This is a genomic window from Lysobacter sp. Soil_C_15 (genome assembly GCF_057657315.1).
Genome location: NZ_JBDGIR010000007.1, coordinates 60,151 through 83,707 on the forward strand (window position 1 = coordinate 60,151; position 23,557 = coordinate 83,707).

The following is a 23,557-nucleotide window of genomic DNA, read 5'->3' on the forward strand; positions in this document are numbered from 1 at the left end:
CCGCCGCGCTTGCCGCCCGGCGCAGTGGTGGCGGTCCTCGACCCGTTCGGCTACCGTGCCGGCCAATGGAGGACCGGCGGCGACCGGTCCGCCGACGGCGATGCGGTCGGGCCCGGTTTGCGCCGCGCCGACCCGCGCCGAACATCCCCGAAGCGCCGGCTGCGTGCCGGCGCCCTCACGGAGCGACGGAATGTCGGCAGTCCAAGACGCCAGCCTGCGGCCGGGGCGCGTCCACACCGGAGAATGGACCGCGGTCGCGTTCTCGCTGGGGTATTTCTTCTGCGTGCTGACCGCGTACTACGTGATCCGGCCGCTGCGCGATCAGCTCAGCGGCGCGGTCGGCTCGACCCAACTGCCCTGGTTCTACGCCGCGACCCTGGTCGCCACCCTGGCCCTGACCCCGGTGTTCTCCGGCCTGGTCTCGCGCTACCCGCGCCGGGTCGTGGTGCCGCTGGTGTACGGCTTCTTCATCGCCTGCCTGCTCGGCTTCGTGCCGCTGTTCGCCGAGCATGGCCCGCTCAGCCCGCGCGCTCTGGGCACCTTGTTCTTCGTTTGGATCAGCGTGTTCAACCTGTTCGTGGTGTCGGTGTTCTGGAGCTTCATGACCGACATCTGGAACGAGGGCCAGGCGCGGCGGCTGTTCCCGCTGATCGCGGTGGCCGGCACGGTCGGCTCGCTGGCCGGCCCGGCGCTGACCCGGGTGCTGGTGGAACGCATCGGCGTGGCGCCCTTGCTGTTGGTCTCGGCCGGACTGCTGGCCTCGTCGCTGCTGTTCGTCGGCCTGCTCGGGCGCTGGGCGCGCGTGCACGGCGCGCGCCGGCACGAGGCCGCGCACGACGCGGCGATCGGCGGCGGCATGTTCGACGGCCTCAAGCAAGTGTTCGCCAATCCGTTCATGCGCTCGATGGCGATCCTGCTGCTGCTCGGCGACTGGATCGGCACGGTCAACTACGGCCTGGTCGTGGATTACTCCAAGGCCACCTTCGTCGACGCGGTCGCGCGGACCCGCTTCGCCGCCGACCTGGACCTGATGACCAACCTGCTGGCGCTGGCGACCCAGTTGCTGATCACCCCGTGGCTGCTGGCGCGGCGCGGCGCGGCGACGGTGATCGGCGCCTGGTCGCTGGTCACGGTCGCGGCATTGCTGACCGTGGCCCTGGTCGCCGATCCGCACGCGCCGCTGGCGCGCGCGTTGCCGTTGTTCGGCGCCGGCCTGGCCTGGCTGCCGGACGGGGTGGCGGCGACGATCGGCGCGATGCCGGCGGTGGCGCTGGCCCTGATCGTCAGCCGCGGCCTGGCCTACGGCATGGCCAACCCGGCGCGCGAAAGCCTGTTCGCCAGCGCCGCGCGCAGCCTGCGCTACAAGGGCAAGAACGCGGTCGACACCGCCGCCTGGCGCTTCGGCGACGTCGCCGTGGCGACGGCGATGGTGGCCCTGCGCAGCGCCGGGGTCGGCGTCGCCGGCCTGGCCGGCATCAGCGCCACGGTCGCAGCCGGCGCCGGCCTGATCGGCTGGAACCTGGCGCGCTGGGTGCAGCGCGGCGCCGCCGCCGAACCCGAGCCGCGCGCATGAACCGCGCTTGGCGGCCCTGGCCGCGCCAGCCGTGGCTGCAACGTCTGTTCGTCGGCACGGTGCTGATCGCGGTCGGCTGCCTGAGCTGGGGTTTCTTCTGGGAACCGCGGCAGTTGGTCGAACGCGGCTACGAATTGCGCCTGCCGCACTGGAGCCCGCAATGCGAAGGGCTGCGCGTCGACGTGGTCGCCGACATCCATACCGGTTCGCCGCACAACGGCCTGGACCGGCTCGACCGTTTGGTGAACCGGCTGATCGCCAGCGATGCGCGTGCGGTGCTGATGGCCGGCGATTACGTGATCCTCAGCGTGCTCGGCGGCACCTACATCTCCGCCGAGCGGATGGCGCCGCATCTCAAACCGCTGACCGCGCGCAAGCCGGTGTATGCGGTGCTCGGCAACCACGACTGGTGGAAGGACGGGCACAAGGTGCGCGCGGCGCTGGAATCGGCCGGGGTGATCGTGCTCGAGGACGAGGCGCGCGCGACCGAGCTCGGCGGCTGCCGCTTGTGGGTGGTCGGCATCGGCGACAAGTGGGAGACCCGCCACGACGTGGTCCGGGCCTTTTCCGCAGTGAACGACGCCGCGCCGGCGCTGGCCCTGACCCACAACCCGGACATCTTCCCCGACATCCCGCCGCGCGCTTCGCTGACCCTGGCCGGCCACACCCACGGCGGCCAGGTGAAGCTGCCCTGGATCGGCACGCCGGTGCTGCCGGCCGACCAGCGCTACGCCGGCGGCTATCTGATCGAGCGCGGCAAGCACCTGTTCGTCAACACCGGCATCGGCACCAGCATCCTGCCGGTGCGCTTCGGCGTGCCGCCGGAGATTTCCCAGCTGACCTTGCGCGCGGCGGCGCGCGAGCCGGCCGGCGCTGCGAACCGCGCCGACGCCGCTCCCGCCGCGCGCTGACCGCCGCGCGGTCGCCTGCGCCGGCAAAACGAGGTCGCGGTCGCAGCCCCTGCCGAAGGTTGGGATGACCATCCGCAGATGGCCGCGCCCGGGGCCGGCGTTAGCGTGGGCGGCGGCCAACGGGAGAACGGGGAATGCGCGAGGACGCCACGGTGCCGGCATGCGCGGTCGCGCTCGCCGCCGGCCGCGATTCGCCCGGGGCCTGCGCGTGCGCATGAGCGCGTTGGCGCGGCTGCGCGCCGCCGCGACCGCGAGCCCGCCGTTGTGGTGGTCGCTGCTGTACTTCTTTTGCCTGCTGTGCGGCTACTACGTGCTGCGGCCGGTGCGCGACGCGATGGGCGCCGCGGCCGATGCGGCGACGGTGTTCCCGGCGGCGTGGATCGACTGGGCGCAGGCGCATGGATGGGCGCTGAAGGACTTCGTCCTGCAGTTGCTGTTCACCTGCACCTTCGCCGTCATGCTGCTGTTGCAGCCCCTCTACGGCGCCCTGGTGGCGCGCTTTCCGCGCCGGGTGCTGCTGCCGTTGGTGTACCTGTTCTTCATCGTCTGCCTGCTCGGGTTCCACTGGGCCTTCCAGGCCCGGTTGTCCGGGCGCGGCATGCTGTTCTTCGTCTGGATCGCGGTGTTCAACCTGTTTGCGGTGACCGTGTTCTGGAGCTACATGGGCGACGTGTTCGACGAGGCCCAGGCGCGCCGCGTGTACGGCTACATCGGCGCCGGCGGCACCGCGGGGGCGGTGCTCGGTCCGCTGCTGACCCAGGCCCTGGTCGGCCGGATCGGCGTGGCCCAGCTGTTGCTGGTGTCGGCGGCGCTGCTGTCGGTGTGCGTGCTGTGCATCGTGCGCTTGCGCGGCTGGGCGATCCGGCGCGAGCGCCGGCAAGGCCTGGTCAGCGGCGAGGCGGCGATGGGCGGATCGGTCTGGGCCGGCCTGCGCCTGGTCTGGCAGCGGCCGCTGCTGCGGGCGATGGCCATCGCCCTGTTCTTCGCCGTCGGCGCGGCGACCCTGCTGTACAACCAGCAGGCCGCGATCGCGCGCGAGTTCTATCCCGACCCGGCCGCGGCGACCGCGTACTTCGCCCGCATCGACAGCGCGGTCAACCTGCTGGCGATCCTGACCCAACTGCTGCTGACCCGTTGGCTGCTCGGCCGTTTCGGAGTGGCGCCGGCCTTGCTGCTGCCGGCGCTGGTGCTGCTGCTCGGCTTCGGCCTGCTGCTGGCCTCGCCGCTGCCGGCGATGGTTGCGATCGTGCAGGTAGCGCAGCGCGCCGGCGAGTTCGCCCTGGCCAAGCCGGCGCGCGAAACCCTGTACACCCGGGTCGATCGGCCTTCGCGCTATCAGGGCAAGGCGGTGATCGACACCGCGGTGTTCCGCGGCACCGACCTGGCCTTCGTCTGGATCCACAAGGCGGTGGCCGCGGCCGGCACGGCGACGGTATTCGCCGCAGGCGCGGTGGCCGCGGCCGGCATGCTCGGCGGGGTCTGCGCGATCCTGCGCGCGCGCCGCGGCCTCGGCGAAGCGGCGCCTGCGTCCGGTCCGGGCCTGCCTGCTTCGACCCTATCCGCTTCGGTCTTATCAACTCCTGCCCAACCCCTGCGAGGTGAGACATGACTACCAGCCGCCGCGACTTTCTCGCCGCCGGCGCGGCCGGCGCCGGCCTGCTGGCGTTGCCGGCCTTGGCCCAGGCCACGGCCAGGCTCAAGCCCAAGCTCAAGCCGATGACCCTGCTGGTGCTTGGCGGCACCGGTTTTCTCGGCCCGCATTTCGTCGAAGCCGCGCGTCGCCGCGGCCACAAGCTGAGCTTGTTCAACCGCGGCAAGACCGCGCCGGAAAAGTTCGCCGGCGAGGAGTTCAGCGACATCGAGCAATTGCACGGCGACCGCAAGACCGACCTGAAGGCCTTGGAAGGCGAGCGCCGCTGGGATGCGGTGCTGGACACCTCGGCCTACCTGCCGGCCGACGTGACCCGTTCGGCCGGCTTGCTGGCGCCGCGCATCGGCCAGTACCTGCTGGTGTCGACGATCTCGGTCTACGCCCGCAACGACGTGCCGGCCGACGAGAACTCGCCGCTGGCCCAGCTCGCCGATCCGAACGTAACCGAGGTGACCGGCGAAACCTATGGCGGGCTGAAGGCGCTGTGCGAGGCCGCGGCCGAGCGCGAGGCGCCGGGCCGCACCACCATCGTCCGGCCCGGCCTGATCGTCGGCCCGGGCGACCGCACCGACCGCTTCACCTATTGGCCGGCGCGCGCCGACCGCGGCGGCGAGATCCTCGCCCCGGGCAGCGCGCAGGACCCGACCCAGTTCATCGACGTGCGCGACCTGGCCGAGTTCCTGCTGACCGCGATCGAGCGCCGCCACTTCGGCATCTACAACGCCGACGCCGCGCCGGGCGCGCTGAGTATGGGCGCGGTGCTGCGCGAGTCGCAGCGCGCGGCCGGGGCCGAGTCGAGCCTGACCTGGGTACCGGCGGAGTTCCTGGAAGCGCAGAAGGTCTCGCCGTGGCAGGACATGCCGGCGTGGATACCGGCGCGCGGCGAGTACGCCGGCTTCGGCCGCACCTCGGTGGCCAAGGCCCAGGCCGCGGGCCTGCGCCACCGCCCGCTGGGCGAAACCGTGCGCGATACCCTGGCTTATTGGCGGCAACTGCCGGCCGACCGGCGCGCCAAGCCCAAGGCCGGCATCGCGCCCGAGCGCGAGGCGCAGGTGCTGAAGGCCTGGCATGCGCGGGCCCGGTAGGAGATACCGCCAGGCGTCGGGAGCTGGCGGCTAGGAGATAGCGAAGAGCGCAGCGGCGTCGGCGTCCGCCGCTCGGCGGCTTTCGAACCGCCACCTTCTATCTCCCGATCCGCTATCTTCTGTTCCATCGAACACCCGCCCCGGACCGCCGCGCCATGCCCTGGATCGCCATCGCCCTGATCGCCCTGGTCGCGCTGCTGCACCTGTACTTCCTGGTGCTGGAGATGTTCCTGTGGACCAAGCCGCTGGGCATGAAGGTGTTCCGCAACAGCCCTGAAAAAGCCGAGCTGACCCGGGTGCTGGCGGCCAACCAGGGCTTGTACAACGGCTTCCTGGTCGCGGGCCTGGTCTGGGGCCTGGCCGGCGCGCGCACCGACGTGGCGACCTTCTTCCTGGTCTGCGTGACGGTCGCCGGCGCGTACGGCGCGGCGACGGTGAGCCGGCGCATCTTCTACGTGCAGGCGGTGCCGGCGCTGGCCGCGCTGGCGGCGCTGTGGCTGTTGTAGGCGCGTTCGGATCGCCGTCAGCAAGCGATACGACACAGGCGCGTTGCGCCGCCCGGCGGGCGATGGCTCGCGCCGATCGCGTCGGCATAACGGCGCAAGCCTGAGCCAGTCGCCGCGCCGCGACTAGAGCGCATCGCGGGATAAACCTTCCCGGATCGCCGCGATCGCGCTAAGTGCGCGATTCGCAAAGCGCGGCGGCGCTGTTCGCGTCGCGGAACGATGCGGCCGCACGCGGCCGGTTTATCGCCGTGCGCGCGTCGCCTAGATTGGCCGCATGCGCCGCAGCGCGGCGCGGTCTTCCGCGAATCCTCCCCTTTGCTCTCGCCGCGACGGCTGCGCGCCGTCGTCCGGCGTCCCTGCGCCTTTCGGAGCCTCCCGTGCTATTGCCTCTGTTGCTGCTGTCGGCCGCCGGATTCACCGTGCTGACCACCGAATTCATCCTGGTCGGCCTGCTGCCGCCGCTGGCCCGCGACCTCGGCGTCAGCGTGTCCCAGGCCGGCCTGCTGGTGACCCTGTTCGCCTTCGCGGTCGCCGCCAGCGGCCCGTTCCTGACCGCCTACTTCTCGCGTTTCGAACGCAAGCGCTTGTTCATCGTGGTGCTGCTGCTGTTCGCCGGGTCCAACGCGATCGCGGCGATGGCGCCCAATCTCGGGGTGATGGCGCTGGCGCGATTGATTCCGGCGCTGGGCGTGCCGGTGTTCTGGGCCCTGGCCAGCGAGACCGCGGTCGACCTGGCCGGGCAGGAGCGGGCCGGCCGGGCGATCTCGGTGATCTCGTTCGGGGTGATCTGCGCCACCGTGATCGGCGTGCCCACCGGCACCCTGATCGCCGACGCATTCGGCTGGCGCGCGGCCTTCGTCGCCCTGGCGATCGCCTCGCTGGCCAAGGCGGCGATGCTGTTCGCGTTCCTGCCCGACCACCGCAACGACCAGCCGCAGCCGCGCCTGCGCGAACAGTTCCGGGTGCTGCGCGACCCGCGCGTCGGCGGCCACGTGCTGCTGTCGGTGATCCTGTTCACCGGCATGTTCACCGCCTACACCTACCTGGCCGACCTGTTCGAGCGCTTGGCCGGCTTCGACGGCCAGGTGGTGGGCTGGGCGCTGATGGCCTTCGGCGCGGTCGGCCTGATCGGCAACAGCCTCGGCGGCCGCTACGTCGACCGCCACCCGCTGGCGGTGTCGCTGATCTTCAGCGCGCCGATGGCCCTGGGCCTGGTGCTGGTGGTGCCCTCGATCCAGTCTTGGCCGCTGTTCGCCGCGACCCTGGCGCTGTGGGGCGTGACCCAGGCCGCGCTGTTCCCGGTCAGCCATGTGCGGGTGATGAAGTCGGCGCCGCAGGCCCCGGCCTTCGCCGCCTCGCTCAACATCTCCGGCGCCAACCTCGGGATCGGCGTCGGCGCCATCGTCGGCGGCCGGGTCATCGACGCGATCGGGGTCGGCGCGCTGGGCTATGCCGCGGCGGCGATCGTGGGGCTGTCGCTGCTGGTGGGGGTGGGGCTGCTGGCGGCCGGGCCGTCGCCCCAGGCCGAGCCCGTTTGAATAGGCGATGAAACACATTAATTGAATCGCATCACGGACCCTAAACAATTTCGTCACACCCTGGATTAAGACCTGGAGGCCGTTCTCAGCCGGACGGCCCGCAATCCAGGAGTGGCGACGATGGCGGCAGTGATTTCGGGAAATGGTCTGGGCTTGTTCAACAGCTCGGCCGGCCAAGTGGGCTTGGGACTGGGCGGGAACTCCCGCCTCGGCCAGGGCCAGGACCACCAATACGTCAACGTCGCCACCGGCAACCTGCTGCTGCAGACCCAGGACGACCAGGTCCTGTTCCGCGGCATGCAGGTCGGCTTCAACCGCACCTACAACAGCCGCGGCCAAGTCGCCCAGGTCGGCGCCGACGCCTGGACCACCGGCTTCGAGCGCTGGGTCGAACTGGCTTCGGGCAGCCTCAACGTCGCCGGCAGCGTCATGCGCCGGCATACCGGCGACGGCGCATACCAGGACTTCCAGTTCGTCGCCCCGGGCCAGTACGCCTCGGTCGCCGGCGACGGCGCCCACGACAGCCTGAGCTGGGACGCGGGCACGGCGACCTGGCTGTACGTCGAGGGCAGCACCCGCCAGGAGGAGCAGTACGCCGACCACGCCAACGCGACCCTCAAGGGCCGGCTGACCCGGCTGCGCGACCTGCGCACCGATCCGGTCGCGCCGTTGAGCTGGGACGTGACTTACGACGCGAACGGGCGGGTGGCCAAGGTCGCGTCGGTCAGTACGGGCAGCAATTCCAGCCTCGCTTTCGACTATGACGTGGGCGGCCGGCTGAGCCGGGTCACCAGCAGCGTCGGGGCGACGGTGATCGGCCGTACCTGGTATGCCTACGACAGCGCGGGCCGGCTGAGCTCGGTCACCGTCGATCTGACCCCGGGCGCCGTGGCGCCCGGCACCACCAACCCCGACCACGACGAGTGGACCGCCACCGAGGGTTCGAACGACGGCTACCTGTTCAAAACCACCTATACCTACACCGATGCCACCGGCACTTTGATCGCCAAAATCGAACAGAGCGACGGCAGTATCGTCAGCTACACCTATGACGCGCAGAACCGGGTCAAGACGGTCACCCGCGGCGACAGCGATGCCGACGACAGCGACGGCCTGGGCCAGACCCTCAGCTTCAGCTACGACAGCGCCACCGCGACCACCCTGACCGACAGCGCCGGCCGCAGCTGGACCTATCTGTTCGACGCCAACGGCCAGTTGCTCGAAGTGCGCGATCCGGCGGTCGATGGCCTGCGCGACAGTACCTTCTACAGCTACGACAGCGCCGGCAACGTCACCCAGATGCGCCAACAGCGCGGCGGCACGGTACTGGAGCAGGCCGACTATGCCTACGACAGCGCCGGCAACGTGGTCTGGCAATGGCAGCGCACCGGCAGCGACGCGACCTCGCGCGCCGTGCAACGCACCTATACCGGCAACAACCAGCTCGCCAGCGAGACCGTGTTCACCGGGTTGGACGCCGACGGCGCCGCCGGCGGGGCGGCGCCCAGCGGCGGCCTGACCACGCGCTACCTCTACGATGCCCAGGACCGGTTGCGCTATAGCGTCGGCGCCGATGGTGTGGTGCGGGAGCTGGAGTACCACGCGTCCGGCTTGGGGGTGGGGCAGTTGTCCCGCTCCAGGTTGTATCTGGGCGAAGCCTATGCAGGCGAATTCTCCGTGGCTGCCCTGGGAACATGGGCTACGCCTGCGCGGAAGGCCGGCAGCATCCTGACCGACTACAAGTACTACAGCTTCCCTGGTCATGGTGAGCGTACATATGCAAGCGTGGATGCGAATGGCGAAGGTGTTCTGAGCGACGCGGACGTCCTGCAAACCTACCGCTACGATGAGCGCGGGCGAATCATCTTGAAGGGGCACACCAGTGCCGAAAATAGCTTCCAGACGATATACGGATACGATGGCTTGGGGCGCGCGACATGGGAAGTGGTCCGCGCCAATATGGTCGGATCCCAGAAGCGGACGTGGGTTTATACGGATTCCCAGCGCGGAGTTTTTTACGTTACGGAAGGAGGAAAGCTCGGCGATGGAAATCAGGGCAACGATCTCGTTCGTTTCGAGTATCGCAATGCGGCGGGTCAGGTCGTTTATATAAGCAATAATTCGGGGGGAAACAATGTCGCTGCCCTACGCGAGTCGCGCAACTATTACGACAGCACCGGCCGCCTGCGCGCATCCGAAGACAGCAGCGGAGCCCGCAGCTACCTGTTCTACGACGGAGAAGGCCATCTGTCGGCCGAGGTCGACGAGACCGGCGCGGTGGTCGAATACGTCCGCGACGAACTCGGGCGGGTGCGGCAAACCAAGGCCTATGCGACCCGGGTCGATACCAGCGCCTGGCTGGTCGACGCCCGAGTCGTGGCGACCTCGCTGGCCGCGATCCGCCCGGCCGCCACGGCTCAAGATCGCGTCAGCACCGATGTCTACGACGCCGCAGGCCTGCTGCTGACCCACACCGACGGCGAAGGTGCGATCACCCGCTACAACTACGACGGCGCCGGCCGCCTGCTGCAGACCCGCATCACCGACGCCGCCGGTACCGCCGCGACCGCGCGCACCACGCGTTACTTCTACGACGCGCAGGGCCGCGAGCTCGGCCGCCTGGACGCCGAAGGCTACCTGGTCGAGCACAACTACGACCTGGCCGGGCGCCGGGTCCGCACGGTCGCCTATGCCAATGCCACTGCGGCCGCGCAACGGGAGGGAGGCGGCTTGGCCGACCTGCGCCCGGCCGGCCACGGCGACGACCAGGTCAGCCGCTGGTTCTACGATGGCCGCGGCAATATCGTGGCTACGTTGGACGCCGAAGGCTATCTGACCGAATTCGTCCACGACGCCCACCGCCTGCAGGTCGCGACCAAGGCCTACGCGCTCAAGCTCGGCGGGCTGACGGGCAACGAGTCGCTCGCCAGCCTGCGCGGCCAGGCCGCCGCCGGCGCGGTGCGCGAGACCCGCCGCAGCTACGACCAGCTCGGCCGGCTGCTGACCGAGCAGAACGCCGAAGGCACGGTGACGCGCTATAGCTACGACGCCCAGGGCAATCTGATCCGCACCGAGACGGCGGCCGACACCAGCGAAGTGCGCGAAGGCCTGCGCCGTTACAACGTATTCGGCGAACTGATCGGCGAGCTCGACGGCGAGGGCGCCGCGCTGGCTACGCCGGGCATGAGTGAGTCCCAGCTCGACGCGCTGTACGCCCAGCACGGCGTGCGCCATAGCTACAACTCGCTCGGCCAGCGCATCGAAAGCATCGATGCGGCCGGCAACAAGACCTGGTACTTCTACGACGCCGGCGGCCGCCAGACCTTCCTGGTCCGCGGCGTCGCCGATGCCGCCGGCGTACCCAACGCCCAGGGCGAAGTGGTCGAAACCCGCTACAACGCCTTCGGCGAAGCCAGCGACAGCATCGCCTATTCCGGCCGCATCACCGTGGCCACTGCGGGCAGCCGCGACAGTGTCGCCGGCGCGATCGCCACCCTGTCCTATGTCGCCTCGGTCGACAGCAAGCGCAGCTATACCTATACCCGGCGCGGGCAATTGGCGCTGTTCTCCGACGCTCAGTACAAGCATGTCCAGTACAGCTACAACGCGTTCGGGGATCGAACGCAAGAGGAAGTCCTGAGCACTGGCGCGATGTCGACGACGCAAATCGACTACGACCGCCGCGGCTTGGCCACCCAACGCCGCGAGGGCGTCGGCGAGCCAGTCGCGCGGAGCCGAGGCTGGACTTACGACGCCTTCGGCCGCGTGATTCGCGCCACCGACGCGCACGGTGTACCCGTCACCTACACCTACGACCGCCTGGGCCGCCAGCTCAGTGTCGGCCAGACCGTGCTCGGGCGCGTCCAGACCACGGCCACGGCCTATGACGCCTATGGCCGCGTCCTGAGCCTGACCGATGCGCTAGGGCGCGCGACCACCACGGTTTACGACGACCTCAACCGCAAGATCACCACGACCACGCCGGAAGGCGTGACGGTCGCGACCAGCTTCAACCGCCACGGCCAGCAGGTCAACGTGGCCACGCCGCTGCCCGGCGGCGGCATCGCCAACACGGTTTATGTCTACGATCGCGACGGCTTGCTCACGAGCACCACCGACGCGTTGGGCCGGGCCGAAACCAGCGAATACGACGCGCGCGGCCTGCTGACGGCCACGGTCGACCGCAGCGGGCGCCGGGTCGAGTTGCGCTACGACGCCGCCGGCCGGATGCTGCAGCGGATCGAGGATCCGGCCGGGCTGGCGTTGACCACCCGCTTCCGCTACGACGGCCAGGGCCGCAAGATCGAGGTCACCGATGCCAGCGGCCGCCGCAGCGCCTATGCCTACGACGGCGAAGGTCGGCTGATCGAGCTCGTACTGGATCCGGCCGGCCTCAACTTGCGCACGACCTACAGCTACGACCCCCTCGGCCGCCAGGTCCGCGTGGTCGAAGGCGCCGGCACGTCGGCCGCGCGCACGGTCCAGTACGTTTACGATGCGCTCGGCCGCCGCATCGCCGAACGGCTCGATCCGAATGGTCTGAACCTGCAGACCAGCTACGTCTACGACGGCAACGACAATCTGATCCGGCGCACCGACGCCACCGGACAGGTCACGCGCTATCTGTACGACGAAGCCGGCCAGCTGATCTACACCATCGACCCGCTCGGCGTCATGGTGCGCCTGTGGCACGACGTCGCCGGCCGGGTCGTGGCCACGCGCACGTTCATCGACGGCACCGATACGGCCCAGCTGAGCGACACCACGACCGTCGCCCAACTGGACGCAAGGTTGAGCTGGAACCAGTACGACCCGAACGAATTCAGGATCCTGGACAAGGACGGCCGGTTGCGGCTGACGGTGTCGGTCCTGGGCGAGGTCCAGGAGTACGGTTACGACGCCGGCGGCCGGGTGGCCAGCATTCGCCGCTACGCCAAGGCCGTTTCGACCGAAAATTGGCTGGCCAGCGGCTTGCTCGGCAGGATGTACGACGGCTCGGCCGAGGTCGCCGAGTTGGGCCTGGACGCCGTGCGCAACGACGCCGCCGACCAGATCACTTACCAGGTCTACACTGTCCTGGGCGAACTGCGCACCACGGTCGACAACGCCGGCACGGTGGTCTCCTACGTCTACGACGCCGCTGGTCGCCAGGTGGTGCACAAGCGCTACTCGAACAAGGCCCAGCTCAATCCGACCATTCGGGGCAAGCTCGCCGCCGGTACCGCGTCGCCGCAGGACGTCATCGACGTCACCCCGGTGGACAACGCCACCGACCTGGTGACTTACACCAGCTACGACGGCGCCGGCCGGGCCCGCTACGCGCTCAACGGCGCGGGCGGGGTAACGGAAACCCTGTACGACGCGGCCGGCCGGGTCGTGGGCACGCGCGCCTACGCCACGGCGATCACGATCGACGCCACCCTCAAGGCGCAATTGATCGCCGGCGACCCCGCCGCGACCGGCGTGGTCCGCGATCGCCTCGCGGCAGTCGCCAGCGACGCCAGGGACCTGCGCTCCTACCAGGTCTACGACGCCGCCGGCCGCATCGCCGCGACCGTCGACGGCGCAGGCTACGTTTCCACTCGCAGCTACGACGCGGCCGGCCGGCCGGTGCTGGAACGCCGCCAGGCCCAGGCGGCCGCCATCGATGCCGCGCTGTGGGCCAAGCTCGCCGCCGGCACCGCCAGCGCGGGCGAACTGGCCGCGGTCGCGCCGCAAAGCGCCAGCGCCGACGCGATCGTGCGCCACATCTACGACGCCGCCGGCCGTGAGCGCTACACCCTGGTCCAGAACAGCGCCAGCACCTACCTGGTCAGCGAGCGCCGTTATGACGGTGCGGGACGGGTAATCGCCCAGTATCAATACTCCGTGCCGGTCGCGATCGGCCCGGTTGCGACACCGGCGCAGGTCGGCGCCGCGTTGAACGCTGCAGGCGCCTACGCCACCGCTGATCGTTATCGTTCCACCCAATACGTTTTCGATGCCGCCGGTCGCGTGCGTTTCACCGTCGACGATATGGGGGCGGTCAACGAACAGCGTTACGACGGTGCCGGTCGGATCGTGGAAAGCCGCCGCTACGGCGGGTATATCTCCATCGCCACGCCGATGAACGAGGCCGCGGTGTCCGCCGCCGTCGCCGGCATCGCCGATGTGCGCAAGACTACCACTGCCTACGACGCGATGGGGCGGGCGCGCACCGTCACCGATGCACTGAACCAGCAGGAGCAGTACACCTACGACGCCATCGGCCAGGTCACGGCCTACCGCAACAAGAACGGCCACACCTGGACCTACGGCTACGACCTCGCCGGTCGCCGCACCTCCGAAACCAGCCCCGAAGTCGGGTACGCAGCCGTCGACAGCTGGGGCAACCAAAGCTACGCCAACCGCCGGCTGGTGACCCGCACCGAATACGACGCGCTCGGCAACGTGATCAAGCGGTTGGAGGACGCCGACGGCCCGCGGCCGCGCGTCACCCGCTACGAGTACGACAACCGCGGCCACCAGATCCGCACCGTCTTTCCCGACGCGGGCAAGATCGATCCGGCTACCGGCCAACTGGTCGCCAGCGGCAACCAGCCGACCCTGGAGGTCAGCTACGACGCGCTGGGCCGCGCGGTCATGCAGAAGGACGTGCGCGGCTATTACAGCCACAAGGTCTACGACGGCCTGGGCCGGCTGGCCTTTGAGATCGACCAGGAAGGCCATGTCACCAGTTACGGCTACGACGGCTTCGGCCAACAGACCCAACTGCGCCGCCATGCCCAGCGTCTGAATGCCGCCGCGTTGCCCGGCTGGAGCGAAAGCCAGCCGCTGTCGTTGGCCCAGGCCCAGGCCGGCGCCGTGGCCTCGGCCGACGACCGAACCATCACCACCCGCTACGACCAGCGCGGTCTCGCAGTCCAGGTCGAGCAGTCGCAGGTGACCTACTACACCGCGGCCGGCAGCGCCGCGACCGGCACCCCGACCGTGCAGGTCGTCTATAACGCCTACGGCCAGAAGATCAAGGAGTCGGTGTTGCTGGAGGGCACGGCCGGCCAGCCCGACGCGCGCTGGGCCGACAGCTATACCTACTACGACCTCGTCGGCCGCGCCGCTCTGAGCGTCGACGCCGAAGGCTACGTCACCCGCACTCGCTATAACGCCACCGGCGAAGCGCTGGAGCGGATCGAGTACGCCAAGGCTGTGTGGAACGGCGGTTTGAGCGTCGACTCGCCGCCGACCTTGCCGCCCTCGGGCGATGCCCTCAGCGGCTATGACCGCGTCGCTCGCTGGAGCTACGACGCCCTCGGCCGCAAAATCAGCGAAACCCAGGTCCGCCATTTCCAGCGCAGCGACGGCAGCGCCGGCCTGCGCGACGTGACCAGCCAGTTCCGCTACGACGGCGAGGATCGCCTCACCCAGCTGATCGACGACAGCGGCACGACCACGACCGAATACGACTCGCTGGGCCGGGTGTCCGCAATCACCGAACCCGCGCGCCGGGTGGTCAGCGACCAGACCGTGGAATGGATCGCCGGCGGCGCCGACCGCGAACTCGGCACCGACTGGATCTACGCCACCGCCTCGCCGCATACGCGGATGGGTTATGACGCCTTCGGCAACGTGGTGTATACCCGGCGCTACGTCAACGGCCGCGCCGCCGACGGCAGTTTCACCGACCATGCCAAGGATCAAATCGAATACATCCGCTACGACTGGCAAGGGCGAAGCGTCGCGGTCACCGTCGGCAACGGCGACACGCGCTACAGCGAATACGACGCCGCCGACCATGTCGTGCACGACTGGTACAACCTAAGCGCGACCGAGGCCAGCCGCGACGTGCGCGTGCACGGCTGGTACAGCTACGACAAGACCGGCCGCCAGACGGGCATCGGCCAGACCCGCGATCTGATCCAGGGCGGCGGCAGCAGCACCGACCGCTCCGAGGCCGTGGCCTACAACGCCTTCGGCGAGATCGTGCAGAAGACCTACGGCGGCCTGCAGGGCAGCCTGAACTACGTCTACGACCGCGCCGGCCGCCTGGCCAGCTCGAACGAAAGCGTTGTGGTCAAGAACTTCGGCTACGACCTGGCCGGCCACCAGGTGCGCGAAAGCCACTTGGTCAACACCGGCGGCGACCAGCGCGTGGACGCGGTGACCTGGAGCACCGTCGACCGCCTCGGTCGGGTGCTGTCCACCCGCCATCCCTCGCATACCGACGACCCGGCCGCCACCTCGACCTCGCAACAGCGCGTCGACCGCTGGGGCAACGTGGTCGAGCGCATCGACGCGCGGGGCTACCAGACCCTGTACCGCTACAACGAACTCAACCAGGTCACCCGCGACGAGCGGCCGCTGGTCGAGAACGTCAGCGAGAGCGGCGTGCGCACCTGGTTGCGCCCGGTCAACGAATGGTTCTACGACTCGCTCGGCCGCCTGGTCGGCACCCGCGACGCCAACGGCAATACCCGCGCCAACGAGTACGACGCCGCCGGCCGTCTGATCAAGTCCAAGGACGCGCTCGGCCAGGCCACCTTGCACGCCTACGACGCGCTCGGCCAGGAGCGCCTGGTGCAGAACGCGCAGGGCTACCTGACCTACAAGGACTACGACGCGCTCGGCCGCCTGGCCGAGACCGGCGACTACCTGGTCGACGGCAGCGGCGGCCGCACGCGTACCCGCCTGCAGAGCTACTGGCTGAACCAGAACGGCGACCGCTTGATGGTCTTCGACGCGGCCGGCGCCGGCGTGCGTTACGAGTACGACAGTCAGCATCGCCTGATCCGCAGCCAGACCGCGACGGGCGTGCTGACCCGCTATGCCTACGACGTGCTGGGCAACAAAACCCTGGAAAGCTACGCCGGCAGCGGCGCCACCGTGCAGGACTACGACGGCGAAACCGTCCGCCTGGACGAGCTGACCTGGGACTACGACGCCTACGGGCGCCTGATCGACCACAACAACCTCAGCGGCCGCGACTTCGATTACGAATACGACGCGGCCACCGGCCAGTTGAAGACGGAAGTCCAGCGCGGCGGCAACGTCGCCAACGCCGGCACCATCGGCCGCGGCCACGTCTACTACGCCAACGGCCTGCTCAAGGCAGTGTTCGAGAACTCCAGCGATCCGACCTTCTATTACCAGTACGACGCCGCCGGCAACCGCATCGTCGAAGACGTGAACGTCGTCGACGGCGGCGGCCGCTGGGTGCGCATCCAGACCCGCACCTGGTACGACAGCAACAACCGCATCCAGCGCGTGGTCCAGGACGACCTCGCCGCCGGCAAGCGCAGCTTCGACCTACGCTACAGCTACGACGCGGTCGGCAACCGCCGCAACGTCTCGGCCATGGGCGCCTACGGGCCCGATGCGGGTGCGATTCCGTCCACCAATACCCTGCCGGTGGCGGTGCAGACGCCGGCCTCGCGCGCCGTACACAAGGGCGGCACCACCGAGTTCGCCCTGGTCTTCAACGACGTGTTCCGCGACGCGGAGCAGGACGCGCTGAACCTGCAGATCACGCTCAGCGACGGCAGCCCGCTGCCGGCCTGGCTCAGCGCCTGGCGCGACACCTCGACCGGCCTGATCCGGTTCGTCGCCCGGCCGCCGGCGAACGCTCCGGACATGGACCTGAGCATCCGCCTGGTCGCCGCGGAGGCCGCCAACGGCGCCAACGCCGCAGCCACCGCGTTCACGGTCCATGTGCGCACCAACGTCGGTCCGCAGCTGATCTCGACCGAAGCCGCAACGCTGCGGGTCAAGACCGGCCAGGACTGGAGCCGGACGCTAAGCGCCGGCGACTACTTCTACGACGCGGACATCGGCGACCAACTGCGCCTGAGCGTCGACAACGCCGCGTCCTTGCCGGCCTGGTTGAGCCTGGATCCGAGCACGATGCAACTGCGTGTGTCGGCCTCGGCGCCGGCCGGCAGTTTCGCCGTGTTCCTGCGCGCCACCGATTCCAGCGGCGCCGCGGTGGTCAAGACCATCCACGTCGTGGTCGCCGCCAACAGCGCCCCGACCGGGCCGTCGCCGTTGCCGAGCCAGTCGGCGGTGATGAACGAAGGCTTCACCTGGATCGCGCCGCTGTCGCAGGTCTTTGCCGACGTCGATGGCGACGGCTTGACGGTCACCGCCAGCGGCCTGCCGTCGTGGCTGTCGTTCCAGCAGATCGCCAATTCCAACCGTCCCGAGTTGCGCTTGATCGGTCACCCGACCGGCAGCATCCCGGCGGGCACGGTCTATACCGTGACCTTCACCGCCACCGACGGCAACGGCGGCAGCAAGACCGCGACGATGTCGATCGGCATCCGCGGCTACAACCAGGCGCCGGTGGCACCGTCAAGCTTTTCGGTCGCGATGCCGGTGTCCGGCCAGTGGTACAGCCACCAGCTTCCGGCCTTCAGCGATCCGGAAGGCGACGCCATGACCTACGAGTTGAGCGGTCTGCCGGCTGGGCTCAGCTTCGATGCGGCGACGCGCACCATCAGCGGCATGCCCAGCCATACGCAAGCGATCTGGCTGACCTATGCCGCCACCGACCGGTTCGGCGCCAGGACCACGACCGGGTTCTGGTTCCAACGTACTTATGTGAACCATCCGCCGACCGCATCCTCGATCCCGAACCAGAGCGCCGGCGTCGGCAGCGGCTTCGCCTACCAGATTCCGGAGTTCTCCGATCCCGACATGAACGGGATCAGCTACACCGCCACCGGCCTGCCGCCGGGCCTGAGCATGAGCAGCAGCGGCCTGGTCAGTGGCACGCCCAGCACCGGCGGCAGCTACACCGTCACCGTCACCGGCAACGACGGTTACGGCGGCACCGCTTCGACCAGTTTCGTCATCACCGTCAACGCCCTGCCGCCGCCGAACCGGGCGCCGGTGCGCAACCATACGCCGCAGAACGTATCGATGGTGATCTCCGAGAGCAGCGGCTCCGGCGATTGGGCCTACTGGCCGTGGGACGCGTTCGTGGATCCGGACGGCAACCCGCTGAGCTACCAGCTGATCAACTCGCCGGCCTGGGTGTACTACACCTACACCGGCGGCTCTGCCGGCGGCCACCAGTTCGGCCTGTACCCGCCGGGTCAGAACGGCAGCTACACGGTCACCGTGCGCGCCACCGACAACCACGGCGCCTACGTGGACATGAGCTTCCAGGTCTACGTCCAGTACCAGCCGGGCGGCGGCGAGGTGCCGTATTCGCAGCCGGGCTCGCCGGAAGTGGCGAGCATGAGCTTCGACGGCGGCTCCAGTGAGCTGTACGTCGACGACAGCGGCCAGCCGACCACGGCCAGCGCGTCGTCGTCGTCCACGGCACCGGTCGACATCCGGGATTACTGGTTCACCTACGACGCCGAAAACCGGATCCAGATCAACAACGGCCGCCTGGTCAACGGCGCGATCGTGCTGACCGCCGAGGGTGGCGACTCCTACCTGCTGGGCTACGACGCCGGCGGCAACGCGACCAGCCGCACCTTCTACCGCGGCAGCCAGCTGAAGGTGCAGTACAGCGGCTACGACCTGCGCGGCAACCGCACGGTCGAGTACCACGAGCAGTTGTCCGGCGCCGGCGGCTATCTGGGTATTGATCGGACCTTCAGCTACGACGCCAACAGCCGCTTGACCGGCACGCGCCGCTACTTCGCCGCCGGTTCCAGCTGGACCCGGACTTCGCGCCCGGGCGAGATCTACGAGGAATACGAAACCTACGACTTCAGCGGCTGGCTGAGCGAGGCCGAAAACTATGCCTACGACGCCGATGGCCGTCTGATCTACCAGGAGAGCTGGCGCCGCAAGGACAACTACGAAGACTGGGTGCCGCAGGCCTCGCAGAACAACGCCAACGACCGCCAGACCTACGACACCAGCGTGCTCGACACGCTCAAGAGCCGGGTCGAGTACGTCGACGCCGCCGGCAACAGCACCTACGACAGCACCGGCAAGGCGACGGGGTTCCGCACCTACGCCCCGGGCTACATGCACACCTACACCACCACCTACGAGGGCTGGGAGAGCTACAAGGAAAAGACCGTCAGCGGCGTCAGCACGAACAACAACTACAAGCCGACCACCAACACCCTGAGCTACGACCTGGTCGGCCGGCTGACCGCGCAGCAGGAGAGCACGCGCCTGAAGAGCGGAGCGATCGACGACCGCATCCGTTACTACGCCTACAACGGCGACGGCCAGGTCCAGACCCGCCGCGAGGGCACGCTGAGCGACGGCCAGTTCGTCCAGAACGGCACGATCAAGCCGAACTACCTGTACGCCTACGGCGGCGGCCAGCAGCTGGCTCAGATCATGGAAGGCAGCCGGATCGTCAGCCTCAACGGCACCGGCCTGTACGAAGCCGGCGGCAACAAGGTCGTGGCCCTGGCCGGCGAGACCCTGCGCCAGCTGGCCCAGCGCATCTACGGCAACGACCAGCTGTGGTACGTGCTGGCCCAGGCCAACGGCCTGGGCGACCCCGACCAGGAAATCGGCGGCGGCCTGCAGCTGGAAGCCCCGCAGGTCGATGTCAGCCGTAACGACGCCAGCACCTTCAAGCCTTACAACCCAAATGAGGCGATCGGGTCGACGACGCCGTCGTTGCCGTATATTCCGCCGCCGCCGAAGTGCGATGCCTTGGGCGTGGCGCTGATGGTGGTGATTGCGGTGATGGCGTCGGTGGCGACGTGGGGGGCGCTCACCTCCGCGGTGCCAGCGGCCATGGGCGCGATGGGGACGGCGACCACAGTAGCGTACGGAGCATTAGCCGGTGCAGCCGGCGCAGCCGCTGGCCAGGCCATGGGCAGCGTCATGGGGGTCAGTAGCTTCAGCTGGCGCAGCGTCGCCGCTGGTGCAGTCACCGGTGCGGTGACCACTGGCATAGCCGTGCAATGGGGTTCGGTTGGCGAAGCGATGGCTGCCGGCCAGTATGGAAAGTCGGCCGCACTGGCATTAGCGAACGCCGGGGTAGGCCAAGCGTCGGGCAAGCTGATCGGGAATGAGCCCTTCAGTTGGCGGAACATAGCTGCATCGGTGGGTATCCAGTTGGGGATAAGCGCCGTTGCTGTGGCTTCGGCCAAGTACTCCCAAGCAGCAGCGGTACCCAGCGTTGATGGCGCGGAAGAATCTGCCTTGAACCAAGGCGGCTTAAGCTCCGGGAGCCGGGAAGTGAGCGCCAGCTACAAGTTCCACCCAGTAGCGGGCAGCGGCACTGGATATTGGACTGATTCGGCTGGCAATGGCGTCTCTGCGGGCACGGCGCTTGGCGATGTGGCGCGAAGCAATGACATCTACATCGGTCCTTCGACGAATGCTATTCGTCCGACCGCTTTGCCTGCGGATCTGCCGATCCGGGATCTGCCGGTTCTCCCGGTGACGACGGTCAGGGTGGACAATGTCGGCGTGAACATGGCGCCGCTGGCCAACGACATCGCCCGATCCATCCGGTACATGGCCGATGAGCAAGTGCAGTGGGGTAAAACCGCTGCCGGCGTTATTGTCGGCGTTCCTGTCGGAATAGCGAAGGGCGCCTACGGCGCGCTCGAAATGGATCGAATCACGAGAGGCCAAGCGTTCCATCTACTCACCGGCGGACAGGCCTACCTTGCCGAGAGCGAAGAGTTTGCGCAGATGCAAGCCGGGTTGGCGCAGTTCGCACGAAATCCTCTCGCGTCGACGAAGAGTGCGGTCTCGACGTGGTACGACGAGGCCATGGCTGAATACAATCAGGGGAACTACTTTGCCTATGGTATGAAGGCGGCTGATGGCTCGGCGGTCGCTGTTACTACGGTCGAAGGTGGGGTGGGTTTGGCCAAGCTCGGTGCGAGCGGTGCTAAGATCTTCATGCAACGGAATGCGGAGGCAGGGTGGAACACATTTAACCCTTATGGCCGTATCGGAGAGCTGAAAGGTCAAGTAGGGTCGATCGGTTGGAATGTTGATCCAGCGAAGATAGTTCGCGAGAATCTCCATGCCAAGCCTGAAGGCAAAGTGCCGATGGCGGCTGAAGTTTTTGCAAACAGCGAGTCGCAGATTGTTTATCGCGCCCTCACCGCGGCTGATGCGGAAGCCTTGCAGCAGGGTCGTGGGTTAATTGCAAAGGCTCCTGACGGGACATGGACTGCTGCAGAACACGTCGCAAATTCCGGTCCTGGCGCGGGTGGTGCTGCAGCTAATAGCCCATGGATTTCAACTACTCGGGAGCTTGAGATAGCTAAGGCTTACGAGAGTGGGAATGGCGTGATCGCAATCGACCTTAACAAGATAAATTCGCTACAGGTTGAAGTTTGGAGGACTGCGCCACGGGTCAACGGTGTTCAGGGCCTTCCCTATCATCGATCCATTTGGGCTCAGGAAGTTACGGTTCACCAGCGGATACCTTTTAATGCTGTGTTGGGGCCCATTGAATGAGTGAGTTTAGAGTAATTGAGGAACAAATCAGGGAAAGCGTTGGAAGGTTCCTGCTTGACCTTCAAGCGTCGAAGTTTGTCAACGAGCCCGAGTTCGAAAAGCTCGACCGTTTGTCGAGGGAGCTTGCCCGATGTTTAAAATCAGAAGAGCTTGTGTCGAAGTCGGTGCTTAATGAGCTTTACATGTTCGTAAAGATAGCCAGGGCAGAAGCCCCGTACATGAAAGAAAATTCTTCGAGCGTGGAGAAGAAGGCCGACGCAATCGAGATGGCGTTTGATCTGATTTTGCGCGGGGAATCGCATGTCGATAGGCAGTCAGGTATCCCCAGGATCATATAAAGAATTTTGCCTTTGGTGAGCGTATGGAATACGTGCAGTCTTCGCATCCTAGTCAGTGTGTTGAGGTGATTGGCTTCGAAAGGGCGGACGATAGCGCTCACATGATTGAGTGGCTTCGAAAAGGTGCTGATTTTCGTCAGTTCGTGGTGAGTGACGTTGAGGTGGAGTTGTATGCCCAGGATGCCGCTTCCCAGTTGTTGTCGGTGACATGCAACTCGGATTTGGTGTGTCAGACACAAGCTCGCCGTATTGTTGGAAATGAGATGCAGGCAGTGCTGACAGCGATGTCGATTACATTTCCTTTAACGGTTCGAGTCAGGGCCGGCGATGGCGTTGTGTGGCAACTTAATGTTATGCACAACTACCAAGCCAGCAATATGGATCAGAAGGACGAATTTAAGCTCCGCCTAAATTTCACCGTCGTTGGCAGCCGTCCAGACTGATCTAGTCACAGCTGCTAGAAAGCTCGCCCGCCGCCCGGCACAGTTAGGTGGTGTTGTTTTTACGATTGATGTTGGCGAAATGTTGCGCTTCGCTCAGCGGTGCGCTTGTTGCAGCACTGAAAAGCAGGGTCCAGAGTCCTTTTCGATAGAGCCGGGCGGCGAACTCCTATAGCTGAGATCAGACGTCTTAGCTAGGGTTGGGGGTCTCTGCAAAGGAGGCCCTTATGCCCCGTCAGCCCCGCCTCGACCTCGCTGGCGTGCCGCAACATGTCGTACAACGTGGCAACGACCGTCAGCCTTGTTTCTTCAGGCCAGCCGATTACGCTCGCTACCTCGTTGCGTTACGTGAAGCGTCGCTACGGTACGGCGTAGCCGTCCACGCCTATTTGCTCATGACGAATCACGTGCACTGCTGGTCACGCCCGCAGTGCCGGGCGCGTGTCGCATATGATGCAGAGCCTGGGGTGAGGCTGCGTAAGCTATGTGAATGCCAATTGTCGGCGCACCGGTACGCTGTGGGAGGTGCGCTTCAAGTCGTGCCTGGTGGATACGGACATATACTTGGCTCCGTTGTCAGCGCTACATAGAGCTGAATCCGGTGCGTGCCCGAATGGTGGCCAGTCCCGAGGACTGTGTGTGGTCGAGCTATCGCTGTAACGCACACGGCGAGACTGATCTGACATTGCGGCCGCATGCGATCTACTTAGGGCTGGGCGAGCAAATCGAAGAGCGAACAGCCGCATATCGTGAGGTGTTCGAAGACGTTCTGAGTGAGCCGGATATGGACGAGATTCGGACCTATCTGCAGCAGCAGCGGGTGCGGGGCAGCCCGAGATTTCAGCATGCAATAGCGGCGCAGCTCGGCCGCTCTACACAGGTAAAGGCCTGCGCACCGACCAAGAAAGGCCGATTTGTCCGCAACCGTTGAGAAGTAGCTCTGACCCGGTTCTTGACGTGCATAAGCCACATGGTCTGGATTCATCAATTGGCAATCGAAGTGTCTAGGGCTCGGGCAATGCGCTTGAAGCGTCGATCAAGGGGCAGAGATAATATGGGTGCGAAAGGCTGGAAAGGTGTTCCATTAGAGAAAATTGCTGAATGGCAGGTCTCATTCAGTGCAGAGGCAAAGG

General features: G+C 67.3%; 10 protein-coding genes. All 10 read left to right on the forward strand.

Going from position 1 to position 23,557, the window contains the following annotated elements; translation table 11 throughout:
* Positions 1 to 190 precede the first annotated feature (190 nt).
* Positions 191 to 1,573 (forward strand): NTP/NDP exchange transporter, encoded by a 1,383-nt coding sequence (locus tag AC3A57_RS16595; protein ID WP_487579935.1) that lies wholly within the window; start codon positions 191 to 193, stop codon positions 1,571 to 1,573.
* Entirely contained in the window at positions 1,570 to 2,484 is a 915-nt protein-coding gene (locus tag AC3A57_RS16600) for a metallophosphoesterase (protein WP_487579936.1), read from the forward strand. Before AC3A57_RS16595 ends, AC3A57_RS16600 begins: the two co-directional genes overlap by 4 nt.
* A 214-nt stretch (positions 2,485 to 2,698) precedes the next feature.
* Positions 2,699 to 4,093 (forward strand): NTP/NDP exchange transporter, encoded by a 1,395-nt coding sequence (locus tag AC3A57_RS16605; protein ID WP_487579937.1) that lies wholly within the window; start codon positions 2,699 to 2,701, stop codon positions 4,091 to 4,093.
* Positions 4,090 to 5,220: an NAD-dependent epimerase/dehydratase family protein gene (locus AC3A57_RS16610; protein ID WP_487579938.1), complete on the forward strand. Its 1,131-nt coding sequence runs from the start codon at positions 4,090 to 4,092 to the stop codon at positions 5,218 to 5,220. The genes AC3A57_RS16605 and AC3A57_RS16610 overlap by 4 nt, the downstream gene beginning before the upstream one ends.
* Positions 5,221 to 5,375: 155 nt before the next feature.
* Positions 5,376 to 5,726, forward strand: coding sequence for a DUF1304 domain-containing protein (locus tag AC3A57_RS16615; RefSeq protein ID WP_487579939.1), 351 nt, complete (start codon positions 5,376 to 5,378; stop codon positions 5,724 to 5,726).
* A gap of 377 nt (positions 5,727 to 6,103) precedes the next feature.
* Entirely contained in the window at positions 6,104 to 7,264 is a 1,161-nt protein-coding gene (locus AC3A57_RS16620; protein ID WP_487579940.1) for an MFS transporter, read from the forward strand.
* Between the two features lie 120 nt (positions 7,265 to 7,384).
* Positions 7,385 to 21,646 carry a putative Ig domain-containing protein gene (locus tag AC3A57_RS16625; RefSeq protein ID WP_487579941.1) on the forward strand — a complete coding sequence of 4,754 codons (14,262 nt, stop codon included), beginning with the start codon at positions 7,385 to 7,387 and terminating at the stop codon, positions 21,644 to 21,646.
* Positions 21,643 to 21,984: a hypothetical protein gene (locus AC3A57_RS16630; RefSeq protein WP_487579942.1), complete on the forward strand. Its 342-nt coding sequence runs from the start codon at positions 21,643 to 21,645 to the stop codon at positions 21,982 to 21,984. The genes AC3A57_RS16625 and AC3A57_RS16630 overlap by 4 nt, the downstream gene beginning before the upstream one ends.
* 101 nt (positions 21,985 to 22,085) lie before the next feature.
* Positions 22,086 to 22,427: a hypothetical protein gene (locus AC3A57_RS16635; protein ID WP_487579943.1), complete on the forward strand. Its 342-nt coding sequence runs from the start codon at positions 22,086 to 22,088 to the stop codon at positions 22,425 to 22,427.
* Positions 22,428 to 23,037: 610 nt separating this feature from the next.
* Positions 23,038 to 23,355 (forward strand): hypothetical protein, encoded by a 318-nt coding sequence (locus AC3A57_RS16640; protein WP_487579944.1) that lies wholly within the window; start codon positions 23,038 to 23,040, stop codon positions 23,353 to 23,355.
* Positions 23,356 to 23,557 lie beyond the last annotated feature (202 nt).

Bases quoted from the DNA above. Each gene is read 5' to 3' on its own strand.
- AC3A57_RS16600 (WP_487579936.1), top strand. From the start codon at position 1,570: ATGAACCGCGCTTGGCGGCCCTGGCCGCGCCAGCCGTGGCTGCAACGT.
- AC3A57_RS16615 (WP_487579939.1), top strand. From the start codon at position 5,376: ATGCCCTGGATCGCCATCGCCCTGATCGCCCTGGTCGCGCTGCTGCAC.
- AC3A57_RS16610 (WP_487579938.1), top strand. From the start codon at position 4,090: ATGACTACCAGCCGCCGCGACTTTCTCGCCGCCGGCGCGGCCGGCGCC.
- AC3A57_RS16625 (WP_487579941.1), top strand. From the start codon at position 7,385: ATGGCGGCAGTGATTTCGGGAAATGGTCTGGGCTTGTTCAACAGCTCG.
- AC3A57_RS16635 (WP_487579943.1), top strand. From the start codon at position 22,086: ATGATTGAGTGGCTTCGAAAAGGTGCTGATTTTCGTCAGTTCGTGGTG.
- AC3A57_RS16605 (WP_487579937.1), top strand. From the start codon at position 2,699: ATGAGCGCGTTGGCGCGGCTGCGCGCCGCCGCGACCGCGAGCCCGCCG.
- AC3A57_RS16630 (WP_487579942.1), top strand. From the start codon at position 21,643: ATGAGTGAGTTTAGAGTAATTGAGGAACAAATCAGGGAAAGCGTTGGA.
- AC3A57_RS16640 (WP_487579944.1), top strand. From the start codon at position 23,038: ATGGTGGCCAGTCCCGAGGACTGTGTGTGGTCGAGCTATCGCTGTAAC.
- AC3A57_RS16595 (WP_487579935.1), top strand. From the start codon at position 191: ATGTCGGCAGTCCAAGACGCCAGCCTGCGGCCGGGGCGCGTCCACACC.